Source organism: Streptomyces roseirectus, from assembly GCF_014489635.1.
GTDB lineage: Bacteria > Actinomycetota > Actinomycetes > Streptomycetales > Streptomycetaceae > Streptomyces > Streptomyces roseirectus.
Window position 1 is genome coordinate 3,482,695 of record NZ_CP060828.1, and the last position, 21,490, is coordinate 3,504,184.

18 protein-coding genes and 1 pseudogene are annotated in these 21,490 nt (G+C 70.1%); 9 read left to right on the forward strand and 10 right to left on the reverse strand.

Annotated elements, in window-relative coordinates:
• Window positions 1–30 precede the first annotated feature (30 nt).
• Entirely contained in the window at window positions 31–1,305 is a 1,275-nt protein-coding gene (locus tag IAG44_RS14335) for an amino acid deaminase (protein ID WP_246561702.1), read from the forward strand.
• A 77-nt stretch (window positions 1,306–1,382) separates the two neighbouring features.
• On the opposite strand, the gene IAG44_RS14340 is transcribed toward IAG44_RS14335, so the two are convergent.
• On the reverse strand, window positions 1,383–2,276 hold the full coding sequence (locus IAG44_RS14340; protein WP_187747515.1) for a S1 family peptidase: 894 nt from the start codon (window positions 2,274–2,276) through the stop codon (window positions 1,383–1,385).
• 152 nt (window positions 2,277–2,428) lie between these two features.
• Between IAG44_RS14340 and IAG44_RS14345 the strand changes: the two genes are divergently transcribed.
• The 3 genes from IAG44_RS14345 to IAG44_RS14355 all read left to right on the forward strand — a co-directional run bounded on the left by IAG44_RS14345 (window position 2,429) and on the right by IAG44_RS14355 (window position 4,938).
• The gene (locus tag IAG44_RS14345) at window positions 2,429–3,640 is read left to right on the forward strand and encodes a pyridoxal phosphate-dependent aminotransferase (protein WP_187747516.1); all 1,212 of its coding nucleotides are present in this window, start codon (window positions 2,429–2,431) and stop codon (window positions 3,638–3,640) included.
• A 98-nt stretch (window positions 3,641–3,738) separates the two neighbouring features.
• Window positions 3,739–4,143 carry an SCO4983 family protein gene (locus IAG44_RS14350; protein ID WP_187747517.1) on the forward strand — a complete coding sequence of 135 codons (405 nt, stop codon included), beginning with the start codon at window positions 3,739–3,741 and terminating at the stop codon, window positions 4,141–4,143.
• Window positions 4,144–4,407: 264 nt separating this feature from the next.
• A complete protein-coding gene (locus tag IAG44_RS14355) occupies window positions 4,408–4,938 on the forward strand; it encodes an SMI1/KNR4 family protein (protein WP_187747518.1) in 531 nt (176 codons plus the stop codon).
• Between the two features lie 18 nt (window positions 4,939–4,956).
• Here IAG44_RS14355 and IAG44_RS14360 read toward each other — a convergent pair whose 3' ends face one another.
• The gene (locus IAG44_RS14360) at window positions 4,957–5,838 is read right to left on the reverse strand and encodes an FkbM family methyltransferase (protein WP_246561704.1); all 882 of its coding nucleotides are present in this window, start codon (window positions 5,836–5,838) and stop codon (window positions 4,957–4,959) included.
• 107 nt (window positions 5,839–5,945) lie between these two features.
• Between IAG44_RS14360 and IAG44_RS14365 the strand changes: the two genes are divergently transcribed.
• Window positions 5,946–6,449, forward strand: a complete 504-nt coding sequence (locus IAG44_RS14365) for a P-loop nucleotide/nucleoside kinase family protein (protein WP_246561707.1) — start codon at window positions 5,946–5,948, stop codon at window positions 6,447–6,449.
• Here IAG44_RS14365 and IAG44_RS14370 read toward each other — a convergent pair.
• The 7 genes from IAG44_RS14370 to IAG44_RS14400 form a co-directional block, all read right to left on the reverse strand.
• On the reverse strand, window positions 6,427–7,293 hold the full coding sequence (locus IAG44_RS14370) for a glycosyltransferase family 2 protein (protein ID WP_187747520.1): 867 nt from the start codon (window positions 7,291–7,293) through the stop codon (window positions 6,427–6,429). The genes IAG44_RS14365 and IAG44_RS14370 overlap by 23 nt on opposite strands.
• Window positions 7,293–8,474 (reverse strand): hypothetical protein, encoded by a 1,182-nt coding sequence (locus tag IAG44_RS14375; RefSeq protein ID WP_187747521.1) that lies wholly within the window; start codon window positions 8,472–8,474, stop codon window positions 7,293–7,295. Before IAG44_RS14375 ends, IAG44_RS14370 begins: the two co-directional genes overlap by 1 nt.
• On the reverse strand, window positions 8,471–9,160 hold the full coding sequence (locus IAG44_RS14380; protein ID WP_246561709.1) for a hypothetical protein: 690 nt from the start codon (window positions 9,158–9,160) through the stop codon (window positions 8,471–8,473). The genes IAG44_RS14375 and IAG44_RS14380 overlap by 4 nt, the downstream gene beginning before the upstream one ends.
• Window positions 9,157–10,350, reverse strand: a complete 1,194-nt coding sequence (locus IAG44_RS14385; protein WP_246561712.1) for a glycosyltransferase family protein — start codon at window positions 10,348–10,350, stop codon at window positions 9,157–9,159. Before IAG44_RS14385 ends, IAG44_RS14380 begins: the two co-directional genes overlap by 4 nt.
• A gap of 534 nt (window positions 10,351–10,884) precedes the next feature.
• Window positions 10,885–11,589, reverse strand: a complete 705-nt coding sequence (locus IAG44_RS14390; protein WP_187747522.1) for a 2'-5' RNA ligase family protein — start codon at window positions 11,587–11,589, stop codon at window positions 10,885–10,887.
• A gap of 41 nt (window positions 11,590–11,630) precedes the next feature.
• Window positions 11,631–12,956, reverse strand: a complete 1,326-nt coding sequence (locus IAG44_RS14395) for a tetratricopeptide repeat protein (protein WP_187747523.1) — start codon at window positions 12,954–12,956, stop codon at window positions 11,631–11,633.
• 265 nt (window positions 12,957–13,221) lie between these two features.
• A complete protein-coding gene (locus tag IAG44_RS14400; protein ID WP_187747524.1) occupies window positions 13,222–15,036 on the reverse strand; it encodes a phosphoenolpyruvate carboxykinase (GTP) in 1,815 nt (604 codons plus the stop codon).
• Window positions 15,037–15,337: 301 nt separating this feature from the next.
• Between IAG44_RS14400 and trhA the strand changes: the two genes are divergently transcribed.
• The 4 genes and pseudogenes from trhA to IAG44_RS14420 all read left to right on the forward strand — a co-directional run.
• Window positions 15,338–16,027 carry a PAQR family membrane homeostasis protein TrhA gene (gene trhA, locus IAG44_RS14405; RefSeq protein ID WP_187747525.1) on the forward strand — a complete coding sequence of 230 codons (690 nt, stop codon included), beginning with the start codon at window positions 15,338–15,340 and terminating at the stop codon, window positions 16,025–16,027.
• A gap of 103 nt (window positions 16,028–16,130) precedes the next feature.
• Window positions 16,131–17,666 carry an MFS transporter gene (locus IAG44_RS14410; protein ID WP_187747526.1) on the forward strand — a complete coding sequence of 512 codons (1,536 nt, stop codon included), beginning with the start codon at window positions 16,131–16,133 and terminating at the stop codon, window positions 17,664–17,666.
• A 5-nt stretch (window positions 17,667–17,671) separates the two neighbouring features.
• Window positions 17,672–18,316, forward strand: coding sequence for a TetR/AcrR family transcriptional regulator (locus IAG44_RS14415; protein WP_187747527.1), 645 nt, complete (start codon window positions 17,672–17,674; stop codon window positions 18,314–18,316).
• A 19-nt stretch (window positions 18,317–18,335) separates the two neighbouring features.
• A pseudogene (locus tag IAG44_RS14420) lies at window positions 18,336–18,708 on the forward strand (Mut7-C RNAse domain-containing protein); the annotation flags it as partial.
• Between the two features lie 92 nt (window positions 18,709–18,800).
• Here the strand turns inward: IAG44_RS14420 and IAG44_RS14425 are convergent.
• Window positions 18,801–21,218 carry a galactose oxidase family protein gene (locus tag IAG44_RS14425; RefSeq protein ID WP_187747528.1) on the reverse strand — a complete coding sequence of 806 codons (2,418 nt, stop codon included), beginning with the start codon at window positions 21,216–21,218 and terminating at the stop codon, window positions 18,801–18,803.
• Between the last annotated feature and the right edge of the window lie 272 nt (window positions 21,219–21,490).

Consider the following 21,490-nt stretch of genomic DNA (forward strand, 5'->3'; position numbering starts at 1 on the left):
TATACGACAGAGCTACGACCGGGAGTGCCCGTGCCCCGCCCCTCCACCCTGGCCGACCTCGCCGCAGAACGCCTCGACCACCGCTTCAAGGGCCTCCCGCCGGACGCCGACGGCCGCACGGTCGCCGAGTTGACGGCCGAACACCGCAACCTGTTCGACGGCGGTTTCCCCACTCCGGTTCTCACCCTCTCCGCCGAGCGCCTGGCCCACAACCTGACGCTCCTGGAGACCTACACGGACCGCCACGGCCTCGCCTTCGCCCCGCACGGCAAGACGACGATGGCCCCGGCCCTCTTCCACCGCCAACTCGCCCACGGCGCCTGGGGCATCACCCTCGCGATGCCCCACCAGGTGCGGGTGGCCCGGGAGTTCGGGATCTCCCGGATCTTCCTCGCCAACCAGCTCGTCGACCCGGCGGCCCTGCGCTGGCTCGCCGCCGAACAGGACGCCGACCCCGGTTTCCGGCACCTCTGCTACGTCGACTCCGTGCGCGGCGTCGAGTTGATGGACGCGGCGCTCCAAGAGGCGGGCGCGGTACGCCCGTTGGAGGTCGTCGTCGAGCTGGCGGCGGGCCCCGAGGGGCGGACGGGGGTGCGGACGGCGGCACAGGCGCACCAGGTCGCCGACGCGGTCGCGGGGACGCGGACGCTCCGACTGGTGGGCGTGGCGGGGTACGAGGCGCAGGTGCCGGACGCGACGGCGGACGCGGTGCGGGCGTGGACGCGTGAACTCGTGGCGCTGGCCGGGGAGTTCGACCGGGGCGGCCGGTTCGCGGGGCTGGACGAGATCGTCGTCAGCGCGGGTGGCAGCGAGTGGTTCGACGCGGTCGCCGACGTCCTCGCGGAGGTGCCCGAACTGTCGGCGCCGGTACTGAAGTTGCTGCGTTCGGGTGCGTACGTCACGCACGACCATCTGCACTACCGCGACCGCACGCCGTTCAACCGCGTGCCTGAAGAAGGCGCGCTGGAACCGGCGTTCCGCCTGTGGGCGCAGGTCGTCTCGCGGCCGACCCCGCAGCAGGCGTTCATCAACGCGGGCAAGCGGGACGTCGCGTACGACCTCGGGCTGCCGGTCGTCGAGGTGGTCCGGCGGGATGGTGACGAGCGGGCGGGGGACGGGATCTCGGTGACCGCGCTCTCCGATCAGCACGCGTGGCTGGGCACCGGGCCCGGCGTCGATCTGGAGGTCGGCGACTGGGTGGGGTTGGGGCTGTCGCATCCGTGCACGACGTTCGAGAAGTGGCCGCTGATTCCGGTGGTGGCGGCGGACGGCACGGTGACCGAATACGTGCGGACGTTCTTCTGAAGCCCCCTCTCGAAAACACGCGGCGGGGCGGTCCGTCTCAGTCCCGTGGGACGGAACACCCCCGCGTGCGCGGTGCGTTACGGCTTCGGCAGGATGCAGCCGGAGGCGTTCAGGTTGAGCTGGTTGCCGGTCGGGAAGCAGGCCGCCATGTGGTACGTCTGCTGGCCGTAGTTGATGCCCTGACGGACCGTCACAGCACCGGTCGAGGAGACCTCGCACGGGTTGTTGACGGTGCAGCGGGCGCCGTCCTCGTTGCCCGTGTTGTTGACGGCGACGACGTTGCCGGTGGCCTGGTCGACGACCGGGGAGCCGGAGGTGCCGCCGATGGTCTGGCAGGCGGAGGTGTAGCGGACCGAGTCCTTCCAGGTCCAGTCGCCCTCCTTCAGCTGGTACACGAAGCCGTCGATGTTGCAGCTGTAGAGGCGCTTCCAGTACCCGGAGGCCACCGTGATCGCGGTGCCGGCGGCCGGACGGGTGCTCTGGACGGTGAGCGGCGCGATCCCGTAGTTGTTGCGGATCGTCGCGTAGGTCGAGGTGAGCTGGTAGATCGAGACGTCCGTGTCGGTCATCGTCGCGTACGCCAGCTTGCTCGCCCTGAGGGTGGCGACCTGGGTGCCGGAGGCGTTGAGCAGGCCGAAGGTGCGGCTGGACGCCTGGTTGACGATGACCTGGCCGGGGGCCGGGAAACCGGAGGTCAGGCAGTGGCCGTTGGACATGACCAGCGCGGGGTCGGTGTCCAGGGAGTTCGGGAAGCGGATCACCGAGCCGGAACAGTTGCTGAGCGCGACGGTTCCGGCGAGGGTGACGGCCTTCAGCGTCGGCGTCTCGGCCTTGGGCGTCGCGGTCGCCGGGGTGGTGGCGATCTTGCCGACGGTGGCCGCGGGGGCGGCGTCCGGGGCGGCGACGGCGGGCGCGGCGCCCGCGCCGGCCAGGGTCAGGGCGAAGAGCGCGGCGACGAGAGGCTTTCTCATGTGGGGGGTCCCCTCTGGCTAGATGTTTGTCATGCACATAATCAACATCCACCCCTCCGGGAACAAGGAGTCATTTTCAGCCGGACGCTTTCCACCCCCGCGTGGCGCAAAACACGCCCCGGGCCGGGCGGGCGGGCCGTAAGCTCCCAGACATGCAGGTGATCCAGTCCACAAAGCTCGCCAATGTCTGTTACGAGATCCGGGGCCCGGTTCTTGAGGAGGCGATGCGGCTGGAGGCGGCAGGTCACCGCATCCTCAAGCTCAACACCGGCAACCCGGCCGCGTTCGGCTTCGAGTGCCCGCCGGAGATCCTGGAGGACATCCTCCGCAACGTCTCGACGGCCCACGGCTACGGCGACGCGAAGGGTCTGCTGGCCGCCCGGCGCGCGGTCGTCATGCACAACCAGACGCTGGGCATCGAGACGGACGTCGAGCACGTCTTCGTCGGCAACGGGGTCTCCGAGCTGATCGTCATGGCGATGCAGGGGCTGCTGGACGACGGCGACGAAGTGCTCGTGCCCGCGCCGGACTACCCCCTGTGGACGGCCGCCGTGTCGCTGTCCGGCGGGACCGCCGTCCACTACCGCTGCGACGAGCAGTCCGACTGGATGCCCGACCTCGCCGACATCGAGCGCAAGGTCACGGACCGGACCAAGGCGCTCGTCATCATCAACCCCAACAATCCGACGGGGGCGGTGTACGACGAGGAGATGCTGCGGGGGCTGACCGACATCGCCCGGCGGCACAATCTGCTGGTCTGCTCCGACGAGATCTACGACAAGATCCTCTACGACGGGGCGACGCACACGGCGACGGCCGCCGTCGCGCCCGATCTGCTGACGTTGACGTTCAACGGGATGTCCAAGGCGTACCGGGTCGCCGGGTACCGGGTCGGGTGGATGTCGATCTCCGGGCCCCGCGCACACGCGGACTCCTACATCGAGGGTCTGACGATCCTCGCGAACATGCGGCTGTGCGCGAACATGCCGGGGCAGCACGGGGTGGTCGCCGCGCTCAGCGGGCGGCAGTCCATCAACGACCTCGTCCTGCCCGGCGGGCGGCTCAAGGAGCAGATGGACACGGCGTACGAACTGCTCACGCAGATCCCCGGCGTGACCTGCGTCCGCCCCAAGGGGGCCCTCTACCTCTTCCCCCGGCTCGATCCGCAGGTCTACCGGATCAAGGACGACCGGCGGATGGTCCTCGACCTGCTGCGGCAGGAGAAGATCATGGTCGTCCAGGGAAGCGGGTTCAACTGGCCCGAACCCGATCACTTCCGGGTGGTGACGCTGCCGACGGCGACGGACCTCAAGGACGCGGTCACCCGGATCGGGCGGTTCCTCGACGGGTACGGACAGCACTGACCGTCGGTGACCGAACGGGGCCAATTCTGTAACCTCGACAACTTTAGACAAGTTCTAAGCTAGGATGGTCTCCTGTCAGAGCACAGGAGGCCCCCCACATGTACGAGCCGATCCGCACGAAGTCGGTCCACAGCACCCCGGTGCGCGCCTCCGACGTCCCCCACCGCACGCGGGAGGAGGAGCTGGACATCCAGCTCGCCGGGCACCTGTCCGCGCTGCTCGCGGTGACCGACGAGCTGCGCGCCTGCGGCTCCTCGGCGGACCTCGACTCGGCCGCCGACAAGCTGGCCCGCCAGGTCACCCGCCTCCGCGCCGGCCGCGCCCCCATGCGCGTCCACGCCGACGGCACCGGCCACTCCCCCACCTCGCTCCACCGCCGCGCCCACGCCCTCGCCGGCCGCGCCCTCCTCGTCGCCGCGTCCCGCGCGGACACCGCGTCCGCCATCCTCGCCGCCCAGCGCATGGACGCCCACACGGCCGCCCTCTCAGGCGCCGCCCACTAATCCCCCCCACGGGGTCCACCCCCCAATCGGCCCCGGTCCGCGCGCACCCGCAGCGACGCGCGGACCGGGTGCCACGTTTTGGACGCCGGGTGCGGGGTGATCGAGCTTGAGTTTCGGGTGCGGGTGCGTTGTGGCTGGTCGCGCCCACGCGGCGGAGCCGCACATCGACACAGCCCCGCGCCCCTAGGCGCAGAACGCCGACCCGGCGGAACCAACGTCTTCACCATCTGGAACCGCAAACGGTGAAAAAGGACCCCTCTCCCGATGACCCCCGACCTGACCCGCCTCACCGAACTACTCCCCCTCCCCTCCACCGGCGGCCAGAGCCTCGGCTGGGACGCCGCCGAAACCGCCCTGCGCACCACGCTGCCCGCGGACTGCAAAGAACTCATCGCCGCCTACGGCGGAGGGCTCATCGACAACTACCTGCTCCTCCTCGAACCCGGCTGCCCCAACGACGTCTACGACCAGCTCAAGATCTCCGCGGAGCGGGAGGAGGCCAACGACTCCCTGTGGCAGTACGACGACAAGCCCGCCGAGATGGAAAGCGACGGCAACCGTCTCGTCTGCTGGGCGACCACCGACAACGGGGAGTACCTGTACTGGCTGGTCCAGCCCGGCGACGACCCCGACAGCCGTCCCATCCTCGTCAACGGTGACTCCGACTGGGAGCGCTACGACATGACCGTCACCCGCTTCCTCACCTCCGTCCTCGCCGGAGACATCACCTCCGAAGTCCTCTGGAGCCAGTTCCCCCAGCCCCAGCACGAGTTCCGCCCGGCCCGGGAGATGTAGGCGCCCGGCGCGATGGCGTCACGAGGGCAGCGCGTCGGCGTCGACGCGGGAGAACACCAGGTCGGTCATCTCCGTGACCGGCTCTCGCCAGCGCGCTGCCGATGCGGGGCGGCGCAGGGCTGGTGGGTAGCTGGCCGCGTCGTAGTCGTTGGTCACGCGGTAGGGGTGGAATCCGTGGTCCCGCAAGGGGGTGAAGACCTCGTCGACCGTCTGGCCCTGCTTGGCCAGCAGCCTCGGCGTCACCTCGACGAGCAGCTCGGCGTCGTCCCGGAGTTGGTCCAGCACGGGCAGGAGTCCGCGTACGGCACCGGCTTCGCCTCCTTCGACGTCGATCTTGATCAGGCGTGCGGCGGTGACTTCGTCAGTTGTGAGGAGCCGGGAGAGCGGCGCGGTGTCGGCGGTGAACGATGATGCGACGGTGCGTGGTCGTACGGCGGTGGTGCCGCCGAGGTTGGTGGGGTCCTCTAGGTAGAAGGTCAGCCGTCCGGGGGCGTCGGAGACGGCGGTGTTGATGGTGCGGACGTTGGCGCATCCGTTGAGGCGGGCGTTCTCGGTCAGGGCCTGGTGGAAGTCGGGAGAGGGTTCGACGGCCACCACTCGCCCTGTGGGGCCGACGAGTTGGGCGGCGAGGACGGTGTAGTAGCCGATGTTCGCGCCGATGTCGACGAAGGTGTCGCCGGGCCGGAGTCGGCGGGAGACGAAGGAGGTGAGGTGTGGTTCCCATACGCCGAAGAGGTAGAGGTAGCGCTGGATGACGTCGCTGGTCGTCACGGGGAAGAGGGCGCCGGAGCGGGTGCGGGTGACCGTGGTGACGGGGTGGTTCTTCAGGTGTTCGTTCAGGTGACCGGCGAGCCGGGGAACTCCTGGTCCGGCGGGGAGGTGGCGAACGTATCTCCGCAAGGCGCGAAGAAGAGGGTTCATGGACGTCTCCGGGAGTCGAACCGCGCACGTGGGCGGGACCTGGCAGGCTGGTCGCGGCAGTAGTGCGTGGTGGAGGAGAGAAGCACATGGCGATGGAGGCCGCTCCGGTCGTGTACCTGCTCGTCGGGCTGACGGGGTCGGGCAAGACGACGTACGCGCGGCGGGAGTTGGAGCCGTCCGGGGTGGTGCGGCTGTCCGTGGACGAGCGGGTCTTTGAACGGCACGGTCGTTACGGCGTGGACTACCCGGAGTACGAGTACTTCGCCCGGGAGGCGCCTGTCGTCGCGGAAGTACGCCAGGAGCTGGTGGAGTTGGTGAGGGCTGGGCGTTCCGTCGTGGTCGATCACGGGTTGTGGCGGCGCAAGGAGCGGGAGGACTGGAAGAACCTCGTCCGCGATGCCGGAGGGGCCGTGCGTCTGCTGTACTTTCCGGTCCCGCGTGAGGAACTGCTCCGGCGCCTGAACGAGCGCAACCGGCGTGCCGACGCGAACGCCTTGACGGTCACCGAGTCGGCGCTGGGCGACTTCTTCGCCCGGTTCGACGCCCCGCACGGCGAGGGCGAGGAGATCATCGAGCCGGACTCCTTCTAGCGGGACGCCAGGTGGCGGCCAGCCTTGTGGCTTCCTCCGGCCACCACAGCGGGGTCTCCTGGAGAGAGACTGGCCGGAAGGGGACGTCGGGGGCGGTGACGTCGATCCGGCCGTCATGCAGCGACAGGTGACTCAGCAGACGCCGGGCCTCCGACAGCAGTGCAGGGGATCTGGTCTGCCAACTGCCGTCCGCCGTACGGGCCGCGCGCCTTTCAAGGTCCTCTCGTACGCCGCATCGCCATTTGAAGTGGTGGACCACAACCGGTGGCCGGTTCGCCGGCCGGTGTCCTTCGGCGCGGTGGTTCCCGGAGTCGACGGTGACACTGGAGTGTGCGAGCACGATCTTGCGCGGGTCGCCGCGCAGCAGCAGGTGGGTGAGGAATCCGCCCAGGGGATACGCCACGTCCAATCCTGACCCCGGCGATGGTGACCAGGCGGTCAGGCGGCCGTCGGCGGAGACCCGGTCGAGCATCAGTCCGCCGACCGTCCCGGTCCCGGACACCTCCGCTTCGGCCAGGACCTCGGCCAGCGGGGCGGGGTAGGTATGGAATTCGTCGGCGTCGGCCAGCAGATGCCAGCCGGTCCCGGCCCGGTCGCGGAGCATGTCGCGCAGTTCGGTGTTGGTGTGCTCGTGCCACGGCCCCCTGGCCACCGCCGCCGGGGCGATCCCCAGGGCTTCGCAGGTTGCCTTCAACTCGTCGCGCCGACGGTCCGGTACGTGGTCGGCGAAGTGGAAGGCGAGGAGGAACCGCTCGGCTCCCAGACGCCGGTAGTGATCCACCCACGTGGCCAGCAACTCCGGCTCCACCGGGCCGATCACGGCGATCACAGGCGGTGTGTCCATCAGGAGGTCCCCTTCAGGCTGGAGGCGATGCGCAGGAGGAAGGCGGCCTGCCCGGCTGCCGAAGGCACACCGAGGTGCCTGGCCGTGTCCGGTGCGGGCCTCGGGAGTGGTGTCCGAGCCAGATCGCTGAGCAGCGCGGCGAGGCGTCCGCCGTCGCCTACGGGAAAGGTCCTCGTCCAGCCCTGGCCGGACAGCCGGTCGGTGAGCGCCGGGTCGTGGTCGGACAGCAGCAGCGGGACACCGAACCGGACGGCGTCCACCACGAGCCCCGACTCCTTGCCCACCCCGGGGCGACGTGCGACCACGGCGGCGTCGACCGCCGCGTACACGGACCGCACCGACTCCGGCACGCCTACGGTGTGCAGACGCACGTGCGGCAGGCTGCTCCAGCGCCAGAGGATCCCGGAGTCGAGCGGATCTCCCGCCACGATCACGTGAAGAGGGCAGTCGAGCCGTACAAGCGCAGCGTCGACGACGCTGATGTCCTTGTACGGCCACCAGCCGCCCACGAGGCAGACGGCCGGCTCGGCGTCCCGGATCCCGAAGGCGTTCCGCGCCCGCTGCCGCTCGGCGTCGGTAAGTTGCTCCTCGGGGTCCACAAGGGCGAAGGGCCGCGTCCGTATCCTCAACCGCGGGAAACAGGCGGCCAGTTCGTCCCGGACCGCGTTGGTCGGCGCCAGGAGAAGAACTCGACGCCCGCCGGACGCGGTGAGAGCACCGACAGTCCGGACGAGAATCCCCTCGGTGGTGACGACCTCGTGGACGAACCTCAGATGGGGTCCGCCGAGCAGTCCGACGGCCGAGTGCAGGGCCTCGCTCGCGCTGAGCACCACCACTACGGCCCCGTCGGCGGCGGAGTGCGCGGTACGGACGCATGCCGCCTCGGCCAGGCAGCGCGCCAGCAAGGTCACCTGGTGCGGGAGACGGCGTAGCCAGGTGGGCCAACGCCGCGAGGTGAAGAGCCACTTACCGGCTTCGGCGAGGCGCCGGACAGCGCGCGCCATCGCCATCAGCAGAGAGGGGAATCGCCCCGTGGGCGTCACAGCAGCGGACCTCGAACCATAGGGGGCGACGACGAGCACGTTGTCGTACGCCGACGCGAGGGCAGTCAGGGCGTGTTGGTGGTGTCCGCCGATCCGGTGGGCGTGCGGCTCGACGAGCACCAGGAGAGGGCCGCTCATCCGGTGAGCGCCTGGTCGTCGAACCGGGCGCGCAGCCAGGCCGGGTCATTGAGCCGGTCGAACAGCGCCGGGTCACCGGCGGCCTCGTGCGCGAACTCCACGCCTTGCCGCGCCCCTGCCACCGCGTACGACGCGAACTCGCCCTCGGCGACCTCCGTCCAGGTGGCGATCCGTGCGGCCGTCTCCTGGTCGCTCATGCCGTACTCACTGCCGCGCGTGAGCATCGCGCACTCCCTGAACCCCGCCTTCCATGCGTGATACGCGGACTGGTCGATCCGCGTGGTCCCGGCGATCTCGGCGGCGAACTCGGTCCGGCCGGGAAGCGCGGCGAGGACGTCGACGGCTTCCCCGAGCTGCCGCAAGGCACTGCGCCGGATCAGCTTGAGTCCGCCGTAGCCGTAGACCAGTCCGTTGAGCGGGTTGCGGGCTCGCCACACCCGCATCGACACCCCGTCCGCCAACGGCGTCACCGTGCGCAGGTCGAAGGCGGCGTCGATGACGAAGTCGCCGTCCGCCAGCAGGAGTTCGTCCGTGTCGACGACCTCGGCGGCCAGGCAGTAGGCACGCCGCATCCCCACCACGCCGTGCAGGCGTTTCACCTTGACGCCGAGGACGCGCTCAAGCCGCGTGTGCAGGAGACCGGCGCGCGGTTCGTCGTACGACAGCATCACCGCGTCGGCCCTCACCGCAGTGCCTCCAGGTAACGCGCCGCCACAAGTGCCGGGCTGAGCAAGGCCGTTGAGTCGTGGGCCTGTTTCGCCTGGGCGAGGTAGAAGGCGGGGTCTGTCGCAAGGCGGGTCACGATCCGGACGGCGTCGTCCGGGGTGTCGAAGAGGAGGTCGTCGGCGATGTGCTCGGCCGGCCATCCCGTACGCGGGCCGACGACCGGCAGCCCCATACCCTGGCAGTCGATCACGGACATCGACCACGGACAGCCCGGCCGCAGCGGCGCGAGACCGAAGTGCGCACCCGCCAGCAGCTCGCGGTAGCGCAGGCGGTCACCTCGGTCCGAGTCGACCATGACCCCGTCGAGGGAGGCGAGTTCGGCCCGGAAGCGTTCCGGACTCGAGTCCAGCCTGATGCGCTCAGGGCTGCGGTCGCCGAGCAGGTCCAGCACCGTCAGCCGCACCGGGGAGCCAGCCGTCAGACGGCGGGCCAGATCTGTGAACTCGCGGGTTCCGTAGTGCGCGTAGAGGCGGTGGTTGTAGACACCCGTCGCGATTCCGTCCGGCACGAGGGCATCGGACGGATCTCGCACCAGGCGCTCGTCCCTGGGCGCTGGGACGACGTGCAGCTTCTCCCCCAGGTCCACTCCCATGCGGGCCGCGACAGTCGACGTCCACGACGCGGCGGTCGCCGAATGCACCAACACCCGGTCGCACGCGGCCAGTCCGCCGACGAAGGCCAGCAGGATCGAGCGGCCCAGGCCGCCATCGTCCAACGACGGGTCCAGGCACAGTCGTTCGCCGTTGTCGAAGGAGAACGGCAGGTAGTGGCAGTACCCGGCGACCAGCGCATCGACCCCGGCCTCCACCAGCGCGGCCCGCACCGCCGGTGCCGCCTCGATCTGGTTGACCACCACGGCCTGCGGCCTCACCTCACGGACCACCGAGGCCAGACCGTCCAGGTCCGGGGCCAAGCGCGCGCGGTACTTCGTCGCCGGGGACGCGGTCGCCACGAACCGGACCCGCTCGTCCCCTACAGGAACCGGCGCGCCCACCGTGACCTCCACCCCGGCATCCGCCCACGCCGACGTGAGCAGTTCGGCGAAGGTGAATCCCGAATCGGCGGACAGGTGGCCGGGGTTGGAGACGTTGAGCAGGTACAACAGTCGCTCGGGCAGCGTGCCGCCGTCCGGTCGTAAAGCGTTGGGCACAGCTCTGACCTCCCTGTTCTTGTGGATTGAGCGGTTTCGGGAAAAGCCTCGCCGAGAGCTGACGGCGGCGATACGCCGTTCGCCCGCCGTCCGGCAGCCCGTGAAACGGCGGCAGGACGGCGTGACGGGGCACCTGTACGGCGTCACTGGTTGAATCTGGCCGGCTGCGCCGAACCCTCGGGCCTCGCACGCAGACACGCACGCCAGGCCCTCGCCGGGTGCGCCTCACCGGAACGCGTCGAGGACGCCGTACCGGTCGTCTCAGAGCTCGTGGGCAACACCGTCAGGCACACGGTCGGTGGACCGGACTGCATGTGCGTGGAGGTGTATGGGAACGCGGCGGCGCTGTGGGTTCACGACTCGGGACGGGACGTGTCGGCAGTGCAGACCTGGTCGGCAACGACAACGTCGGATGAACTTGCGGACAGCGGGCTCGGGCTGTTCCTCATCGAGGAGTTGACCGCCGGATGGCTGGTCCGGCCGACCGCGATCGGCAAGGAGGTCGTCGTGGTGCTCCCTCTGGACGCCGACGGGCTACCCGAGCGGGACGTTCTTCCCTACCTCCCAGCGGTACGTCCGTCCCTCGCGGCGCAGTTCGACCAACTGGACGGCTGGTACGGAGAGTTCAACCGCAGGGAGCGCACGAAGCCGTGAAACCGCCTGGATGACGGGGGCAGCGGGTCGGCGGCGGTTGTTGTAGGCGAGGCTCAGGTGGGGGCGGAAAGCGGCGGTCGGTTTCTGGAAGGCCATACCGACAGCTCTCCCCGCTTCGACGAGCGCGTGATGGAGACGGAGCAAGGGCTCCCAGGGCCCGAGGGACAGCCGGACGGCGCCCCGCGAGCCGGCCAGCGGCATGGCGTGCACGGAGAACGCGGCGGGCAGGAGTCCTCCGACGTCTCGGGCCAGGCTGTCCAACTGGCCGGGGGTGACGTCGTCCGGTGCTCCCACACGGGCGAGCGTGATGTGCAGGCCGTCCGGCGGAACGGGGTCGAGACCGAGCGGCGCCAGTTCTTCCTGGCAGTGTCCGGCGAGAGCTGCGAGGCGCCGGTCGTCGGGAAAGGTGAGCATCCAGTAGTACGCGCGGCTGCCGTCCGTCCAGCCGGGGCGTGACCAGTGGTCGGTCAGCTCCTCGAGCTCGCTGAACGCCGCCCAGTCATGAGCCGCGATGACGGCCGGATCGAGCGGGTCAGCAGGCGGTTCGGCTGGGAAGGAGGCGGGATCGGTGCCGAGCAGGAACACCCGTCGTACTCCTTCGGTTCGCACCGGCCATGTGACGCCGCCTACGACGCGGTGGACGCCATGGCCAAAGTCGCCGGCTGCGAGCTCCAGATCCGGAACTCCTCGCCATAATCGCGTACCTGCGGGCGATCACGCCACGGCGTCGCCTGCGCGTGCAGGTCGCGGGACCGCTGGTAGACGGAGCTGATCGGGGTGTCCGCGCAGAGCCGCAAAGCTTCACGGCCCAGTGTCATCGCGTGATCGACCTCGGGAACGCGCTGCTGCAACAACGCGGTGGCGACGTCGAGACGTACGAGGGAACGGCTCCAGGCGGAGGCCGAGTGCTCCACCAGATCGTCGATGTGCTCGGCGTCCCGCAGTACCTGGGCGGTGTTGCGCAGCGCCACGTGCGACGTGACGGCGTTGGCCAGCGTCCGGGCGCGGCCGTACGGTCCGAAGGAGATACAGGGAGTCAGTCCGGCGGGGACCTCGTGGAGGTCCGAGAGGTGCAGGGCCTGCCCGATGGCCTTCTCGACAGCCCGGCGGTCACCGGTCTTGCCCAGCGCCCGAGCCCTGCCATTGACGAGCAGACGGATCGACTGAACGTGACGCGGAGCGCGCTCGACGGCCGCGGCGGCGCAGGCGTCCGCCTCGCCGTACCGGCCGGCGTAGTACAGGACGAAGGAGAGCGTGCCGCGCACCCACAGTTCCGTGTCCAGGTCGCCGATCTCGCGGCTGAGGTCCCGGGCTTCGGTACCGTACGCCTCCGCGAGCGCGAAGTCCCCCATGTTCACGGCCATGTAGCCGAGCAGGCCGGACGCTCGGGCGGCGAGGCGGAAGAGTTCACGGCGGACGTCTGGCGGCTGGTGACCGTCGAGGAGGGTGTGGGTGAGCCGCCGTACCTGGCGGACTTGAGGGCGAAGGACGTACGGGCCATCCTGTTCGTACCGTCCGGTGACGTCCTCCAGGGAGCGGCCGAGGAAGGCGAGCGTCGCGCCGTCGGCATTGCCCGTCGTGAGCTGCCGGGTCCTGGCGGCAATGACCAACGGGTTCTCGTCGGCTTCGCGTTGGGGAGCCGCGCTCGATGTCCGCCGGTATGTGGTCGGGTCCTCCGTCCGGCCGTCGCCCGTCACAGCGAACAGTTCGGAGACAGGTCTGCCCAGCATGTGCTCCAGCACGCGGCAGGCATCAGGACGGGGCAGGGTCAGTAACTCCCCGCCGTACCAACGGTCGAACTGACGCGGGGAGACCTCAAGAGACGCCAGGCGAGGGTCACGGTCGAGCTCCGCCAGCCGGACAGCGGAACGCCTGTACTGGGTGGCGAACGCCTCGTGCGTCGTCAGGTGCCGCTGCTGAAGCAGGTACCGAAACATCGTCGTCCGTGGCATGACCGCCCCTCCCCCTTACGACTTCCGGCAGCATGCCGACGCGCCGGTCAACTCGGCAACAAGTCCGGGGAAGTTGACTCGAACGGGTCGAAGACGTGAGGAGGGCGGGCAAAGGCCCACCACCTCACCCGTCGGGGCTGACGGAGTCGGTGGTGGGCCCGGCCCCGTACGCCGTTGTACAGGGCCTGCCGGTGTACCGCGGCCGGTTCGTGACGATGCGTCTGGTCAGGGACTGATCGGTGAACCGGCCGCGGAGTAAGGGGGGTTACGAGAGGCGGGAGACCAACGCCTCGTACTCGTCCCAGAGTTCCTTCGGGGTGTGGTCGCCGAAGGTGTTCAAGTGGTCGGGGACCAGGGACGCCTCCTCGCGCCAGATCTCCTTGTCCACCGTCAGGAGGAACTCCAGGTCATCCTGGGCCAGTTCCAGCCCCTTCGTGTCGAGCGCGTCCGGCGTCGGGAGGATGCCGATGGGGGTCTCCACGCCCTCCGCCGTGCCGTCGAGGCGTTCCACGATCCACTTCAGGACGCGGGAGTTCTCGCCGAAGCCGGGCCAGACGAAGCGGCCGGTGTCGTCCTTGCGGAACCAGTTGACGTAGTAGATCTTGGGGAGCTTGCCGGGGTCCTTGTCCTTGGCGACGTCGATCCAGTGGGCCATGTAGTCGCCCATGTTGTAGCCGCAGAAGGGCAGCATGGCGAAGGGGTCGCGGCGGAGTTCGCCGACCTTGCCCTCGGCGGCGGCGGTCTTCTCGGAGGCGACGTTGGCGCCGAGGAAGACGCCGTGGTTCCAGTCGAAGGACTCGGTGACCAGGGGGACGGCCGAGGCGCGCCGGCCGCCGAAGAGGATCGCGGAGATGGGGACGCCCCGGGGGTCCTCCCACTCGGGCGCGATGATGGGGCACTGGGACGCCGGGACGGTGAAGCGGGCGTTGGGGTGGGCGGCGGGCGCGTCGGCACCAGGCGTCCAGTCGTTGCCCTTCCAGTCGGTGAGGTGCGCCGGGGTCTCCTCGGTCATCCCCTCCCACCAGATGTCGCCGTCGTCCGTCAGAGCGACGTTCGTGAAGACGGAGTTGCCCCACAGCGTCTTCATCGCGTTGGCGTTGGTGTGCTCGCCGGTGCCGGGTGCGACGCCGAAGAACCCGGCCTCGGGGTTGATGGCGTAGAGGCGGCCGTCGTCCCCGAAGCGCATCCAGGCGATGTCGTCGCCGATGGTCTCGACGGTCCACCCGGAGACGGTGGGCTCCAGCATCGCGAGGTTCGTCTTCCCGCAGGCGGAGGGGAACGCGGCGGCGACGTACTTGGCCTCGCCCTGCGGCGGGGTCAGTTTGAGGATGAGCATGTGCTCGGCGAGCCAGCCCTCGTCGCGGGCCATGACGGAGGCGATGCGCAGGGCGTAGCACTTCTTGCCGAGCAGCGCGTTGCCGCCGTACCCGGAGCCGTAGGACCAGATCTCGCGGGTCTCGGGGAAGTGGGAGATGTACTTGGTGGAGTTGCAGGGCCACGGCACGTCGGCCTGGCCGGGCTCCAGCGGCGCCCCGAGTGTGTGCACGGCACGCACGTACTGGCCGTCGGAACCCAGCTCGTCGAGGACGGCCTGGCCCATGCGCGTCATCGTCCGCATGGAGACGGCGACGTACGCGGAGTCGGTGATCTCGACGCCGATGGCGGAGAGCTTCGAGCCGAGGGGGCCCATGCAGAAGGGGACGACGTACATGGTGCGCCCGCGCATGGAGCCCCGGAAGACGCCCTGGTCGCCGGTGAAGATCTCCCGCATCTCGGCGGGGGCCTTCCAGTGGTTGGTCGGCCCGGCGTCCTCCTCCTTCTCGGAGCAGATGAACGTACGGTCCTCGACCCGCGCGACATCGGTCGGGTCGGAGGCGGCGTAGTAGGAGTTCGGCCGCTTGACGGGGTCGAGCCTCTTGAAGGTGCCCTTGTCGACCAGCTCCGCACAGAGCCGGTCGTACTCGGCCTCGGACCCGTCGCACCAGACCACGCTGTCCGGCTGGGTCAGTTCGGCGATCTCGTTCACCCAGGAGACGAGTTCCTGGTGGTGGGTGGGGGGAGCCGCGATGTCGCGCGCCACGATTGCTCCTACTTGACGAGGGTTTCTTGTCTTCTGCCCCGTGGGGGCGTCGACCCGGAAACGTCGTAGCCGCTCATCCGGTGCCGACTGCACTCATTTGATCATCCGCTGGGTGAGCCCATCTGTCCAGAGGGCGTCACATATGAGCAACGTGAGGATCGCCACGTGTTCACCCGACCACGGAAGGGAGCCGTCGGCCATCTGGAGGCCGCCCGAGGGGGTGTGAGACGATGGCCACTCGTCAGCGGCCATCTCGCCATACTGACGCGTAACTTACGGTTCCGTAGGTACGATTTCGCGCATGACTGCGCCCTCCCTGCCTCACCAGCTCAAGCAGCAGGCCCAGCAGCTCGCCGAGCCGATCAAACCGAAGCTGCGCGGCTGGCTGCACCTGGGGATGTTCCCGGCGGCGCTGATCGCCGGCCTGGCCCTGACCGCCCTCGCGGACTCACCGAAGGCCCGGATCGCCTGCGGCATCTACGTCCTGACCGCCTGCCTGCTGTTCGGCGTGAGCGCGCTGTACCACCGGGGCACCTGGACCCCGCGCATGGACGGCGTCCTGCGACGGCTGGATCACGCCAACATCTTCCTCATCATCGCGGGCACCTACACCCCGCTGACGATGCTGCTGCTGCCGGCCTCGAAGGGGCAGTGGCTGCTGTGGGGCATCTGGGCCGCGGCGGCGGCCGGGATCGTCTTCCGGGTCTTCTGGGTGGGCGCCCCCCGCTGGCTCTACACCCCCTGCTACCTGGCCATGGGCTGGGCGGCCGTCTTCTTCCTGCCGGACTTCATGCGGGCGGGCGGCATCGCCGTCCTCGTCCTGGTGATCGTCGGCGGCCTCCTCTACAGCGCGGGCGGGGTCATCTACGGGATCAAGAAGCCGAACCCCTCGCCGCGCTGGTTCGGCTTCCACGAGGTGTTCCACTCGTTCACGCTGGCGGCGTTCATCACCCACTACGTGGCGATCTCGCTGGTCGCGTACCAGTCGTAGCGGGTCGCGCGACCGCTTTCAGGGCCACGGCGAAGTGCCGTGGCCCTTTTTCGTGCGCCCATTGGATTAACAGCGGATAGCTTTTGAGAGCTACTGTCATTTCATGGACACTGTCGCTCCGGACCCCCGCCGCTGGTGGGCCCTCGCCGCCCTGGTCGCGGGCATGCTCACGATCGGCTTCGACATCACGATCCTCAACGTCGCCCTGCCCACGATGGCCGCCGACCTCGGCGCGTCCACGGGCCAGCAGCAGTGGATGGCCGACGCGTACATCGTCGTCTTCGCCGCGCTGATGCTCCCCGCCGGGCTCCTCGGCGACCGGTTCGGACGGCGCCGGATGCTCGTCGTCGGCCTGACGCTGTTCCTCGCCGGCTCGGTGCTCGGCGCGCTCGCGAGCGACGTGAACTGGGTGATCGCCGCCCGCGCGTTCATGGGCGTCGGGGGCGCGCTGGTCACCCCGCTCGCCCTGTCCGTGCTGCCTTCGCTGTTCGGTCCCGACGAGCGGACCAAGGCCGTCGGGATCATCTCCGCCGCGGGTTCGCTGGGGCTGCCGCTCGGGCCGATCATCGGGGGCTGGCTGCTGAACCACTTCTGGTGGGGCTCGGTCTTCCTCGTCAACGTCCCCATGGCCGCGCTCGGCATCACCGCCTGCGTCTTCCTCCTCCCCGAGACCAGCGACCCGGCCTCCCCGAAGGTCGACACCCTGTCCACCGCGCTCACCGCGACCGGCCTCGGCGCGCTGATCTACGCGATCATCGAGGCGCCGGTGCGCGGCTGGGGCGACCCGCTGGTCGTGGGGATGTTCGCCGCCGCCGTCGTCCTCGTCGCCGTCCTCGTGCTGCGCGAGCGCGGGGTCGCGCGGCCGATGCTGGACATCGCGCTGCTGGCGCGGCGGGGGTTCCTGTTCAACACGCTCGCGGCGACGCTGGTGATGTTCGTGCTGTCCGGGCTGCTGTTCGTGCTGCCGCAGTACCTCCAGGCCGTCCTCGGCAACGACGCGCTCGGCACCGGGGTGCGGCTGCTGCCGATGATGGGCGGGCTGATCGTCGCGGCGCGCGGCGCGCAGCCGGTCGTGGCGCGGTTCGGGGCGCGCGCGGTGGTCAGCGCGGGCCTCGCGGTCCTCGCGTTCGCGGCCCTGCTCGGGAGCCGGACGACGGTGGACTCCGGGTACGGGTTCACCGCGCTGTGGCTGTCGATCACCGGCCTCGGCTTCGGGTTCGCGCTCGTCCCGGCCATGGACGGCGCGCTCGGCGCCCTGCCGCGCGAGCGGGCCGGCAGCGGCTCCGGGCTGCTGATGACGCTGCGGCAGGTCGGCGCCGCGATCGGCATCGCGCTGCTCGGCAGCCTCGTCGCGAGCGACTTCCGCGACCGGCTCGATGTCACCGGACTGCCGCCCGACCTCGCGCACACGGCCGGGGAGTCCGTCGTCGCCGCGCACGCGGTCGCCGAGCGGGCCGGGTCCGCCGCGCTGTCGGCGTCCGCGAACGGCGCCTACGTCCACGGCATGAACCTCGCGCTGCTGGTGTGCGGGGTGTCCGCGCTGGTCGCGGCGCTGCTGGCGGCGGCGTTCCTGCCGGGGGCGGCGACGGCCGGGAAGGCGGCGGACGTGGCCCCCGACCAGGTCGATGCACGACAATGACGCCCATGACCCCCGCACGGACCTCTCCCCCCACCGGCGCCCCCCGACTGGGACTCCGCGAACGGAAGAAGATCAAGACCCGGACGGCGATCCGCGACGCGACCTACGCGCTGATCCAGGAGCAGGGCTACGACGCGACCACCGTCGAGCAGATCGCGGACCGCGCCGAGGTGTCGCCGTCGACGGTCTTCCGGTACTTCCCCACGAAGGAGGACATCGTCCTCACGGACGAGTACGACCCGATCCTCCTGGCGGAGCTGCGGGAGCGGCCCGCGGACGAGCCGTGGCCGGCGTCGCTGCGGCACGTGGCGCGCGGGGCGCTGCTCGCCGCCACCGGGGAGGAGCCCGAAGTCCTGCGGCTGCGGTCCCGGCTGATGGTCGAGGTGCCGTCCGTCCGGGCCCGGATGATGGAGAGCATGGCCGTCACCAGCCAGATGTTCGCCGAGGCGGTCGCCGCGCGCACCGGGTGGCCCGCCGACAGCTTCGAGGTCCGCGTCCACACCCGCTCCGTCATCGGCGGCCTCGCGGAACTCACTCTCCACTGGGCCGAGAACGACTTCCGCGACGACCCCCTCGACCTCCTCGACCGCGCGCTCGACGTCCTGGAGCACGGCCTGAAACCCCTTGCGGGACGCCCCCAATCCCCTTGAGAGAAGCGCCCCTTGCCCTGTCGTGGAATCGGCCGGGGTGCCACTCACCGAGGTGGGGGCGTTGATCGTCAACGGCCGTGAGGTGGCCGCCACTTACGTCCCCGGCGCCGGGGACGCGGTGGAGGTCCGGGCGCACCGGCATCCCCAGCGCGTGCCGGGGGCGCCGCTGCGGTTCCTGCTCGACGTCCATCTAGGCACCCTGGCGCGGGGGTTGCGCCTGCTCGGGGTGGACGCCGCGTACGAGTCCACGGACCTCGGGGATCCCGCGCTCGCGGCGCTGTCGGCGGCGGGAGAACTGGGCGGGGGCGTATGTGTACGACACGTCGCCCGACGTCCAACTCCGGGAAGTCCTCGGGCGGTTCGCGCCCACGCCGGCTCCCTGGACACGATGCTGCGGGCGGCCGGCAAGGACGAGGTCGCCGATCGCCCCCAACAAGGGCGCATCATGAGCGGTTGGAGGCGATCGTGGCGGAGGTGTTGAGTTTTACCGGCGGTTGTTGACGTCCTTCTTCGTGTCGCAGGCCGTGCCGTTGCCGTCGGGGTCGAGGGCCAGGGGGTCGGCGCCGTTGACCTTCAAGGTGCCGTAGTCGTTCTTGGCGAGCCAGGTGCAGCGGGCGGCGGTCGTCTTCTTGACGTCGGGCGGGAAGGCCGTCGGGACGCAGACGTTGGCGGAGCCGTAGTGGCGGTCGCAGCCGGAGAGGGTCGGACTGACCTTCTGGGAGGGCTTCTTGACGCCGGGGCCGGTGAGCTTGCCGGTCAACTTGGCGGCGAAGTCGTGGACATGGGGCGCGGCGTCGGTCTTGGCGAGGGCCTTCGGGCCGGTGAGGTGGACCCACTTCGCCACGGAGGGAACCCCGTTGGCGTCGACCGCGAAGAGCATGTACCAGCCGGGGGGCGCGAGGTTCGGGTTGCTGGTGACGTTCAGGTCGACGTTGTTTCCGTCCACCGACAGCGGCAGGTCCACGAAGCGCTGGTTGGGGTCGGAGGAGTGGGTGACCGCGGCCGGGCGGATCAACTCGGCCTTGGCGATGGGCCGGTCGACGGTGATGCGCTGGGTGTCGCCGTACTGCCACTCGGTGTCGATCAGCGAAGTGATCTGCGGGCGGGGGCCCTTGAAGAGGTAGGGCGGGGAGTAGACGGACACGTCGTGGTTCCAGGTGCCGTTGCCGGGGTTGTCGCCGGTCGTCAACACCCGGCCGTCCGGCAGGAGTACGGCCGAGGAGTGGTAGCCGCGGGCCTCGGGGTCGGTGGCCACCTGGTCGAAGGTGCCGGTCGCCGGGTCGTACAGGGACGACTCGAACACCGGGTTCGCGCGGTTGTGGAGCGCGCCGCCGGTCTCCAGGACCTTGCCGTCGGGCAGGAGGACCGCGGAGACGTACATCTTGCCCTGGTTCCCGGTCTGCGGGACCGGGCCGTTCCCTAGGTCGACGGTGCCCTGCGGGATCGGCGGGCCGGCCACGTACGCCGGGTTCGGCTGCTTCAGGTCGATGACGTCGGTGAGGCGGTTGCCCTCCGGGTTGGAGTCGATGTTGCCGCCGCCGAGGGTCAGGACCCTCTGGTCCTGCGCCGGGGGCAGCAGGACGCTGGCCGACTGGTCGCGCTCGTCCTTGTTCCGCAGCCCCGGGACCTGGGTGACGGTGTTCGCGTCGTAGTCGTAGACCGCCGCGCCCGTGCCGGGGATGTTGTTGCCGAAGACGTGGCTGCCCGTGTAGAAGAGGCGGCCGTCCTGCATCAGCACCATCGACGGGTACAGGCCCCAGTACGACCACGTCTGGTTGACCCGCCACAGCGGCAGCCACCGCTGCTCGGCGTCGGACCAGCGCTCGGCCGTCACGGACCCCGAGGAGTCCTCGCGCAGGCCGCCGAAGGACAGGACGTCACCGTCGCCGAGGACCGTCGCCGAGGGGTACCAGTGGCCGTCGTTCATGTCGTTGGTCTTGCTGTACGTCTCGGTGACCGGGTCGAAGACGTACGAGTCCTTGAACCCCTCGTACCCGTGCGAGCCGTCCGCCGCCGGGTACGCCTTGTTCCCGCTCATCACCAGCACCCGGCCGTCCTGGAGCTGGACGTGTCCGGCGCAGAACATGTCCTTCGGCGTCGGGACGACCTTGTAGGTGCCGTTCTCCGGGTCGTACACGGCCGAGGTGAACGTCCCCGCCTCGAACTGCTCCTCGCTGTTCCCCGAGCCGGCGATCATCAGCACCTTGCCGTTGTTCAGCACGACGGAGTGCATCGACCGGACGGGGTTCTGCGTCGGCAGCACACTCCAACTCCCGTCCGCGCACTGGACGTCGGTGCCGGTGCAGGTGGCCGGCGGGGTGACGTCCGGGACCTGTTCCATCGTGTAGTCGTCCGTCGTCGCCGAACCCGTGCCGTACACGGAGACACCCCACGCGATCCGGTCCGTCCCGGCCGGCACCTCCGGCGTCCGCACACTCGCCTGCGCCCAACTCGCCGACACGTCCAGCGTCTTGAGGTCGGTCCAGTACTGCCAGCCGGCGGTGGCGTCGTGCCGGAACAGGGTGACGGAGGTGTCGGGCGTCGTCGACTTGTACCAGAGCGACAGGTCGTACTGCTTCCCCACCGAGACCGCCGGCGCACACGCCGCGGACTCGGTGATCAGCGCCTTCCGGTCGCCGTCGACACGCCGGGTCAACTCGACCTTCATCGCCTTGCTGCCACTGTGCGCATCGGAGGTCGTCGTGAACGTGAAGTCGTTGTCACCCCAGCCGGACTTCTCCCAGCAGTAGGGCATGTCGCCCGAACCGGCCGTCTCGAAGCCGGGGTTGAGGATCAGGTTGGCGGCGGACGCGGGCTGCGGCGTGCTCAGCAGCAGGCCACCGGCGAGGCTGCCGACAGCCAACAGAGCTGTTCTTCTGCGGTACTTGAGGGGCAGTTTCATGCGGCTCCCTTCGGGTCGGTACGGCTGTCCCCACGGCCACCGGACGGCTCGTGACCGGTGGAGTGGGGGTGTTGCGTTGTGGGGCTCAAGCGGGCCGGTCTCAGCGGAGGCCGGGGTCCGGCGAGTTCGTGACCGGGGTCGCGGGGCGTCCGCGCCCCGGCGGGTGGCGTACCGGCGGGTGGTGTACCGGCGGGTGGCGTACCGCCCCGTGGTGCGGGCGCTCGGCCGTCGCGGCTCCGCCGGTCGCGGCCGAGTTCCGCCCGTCGGCCCGG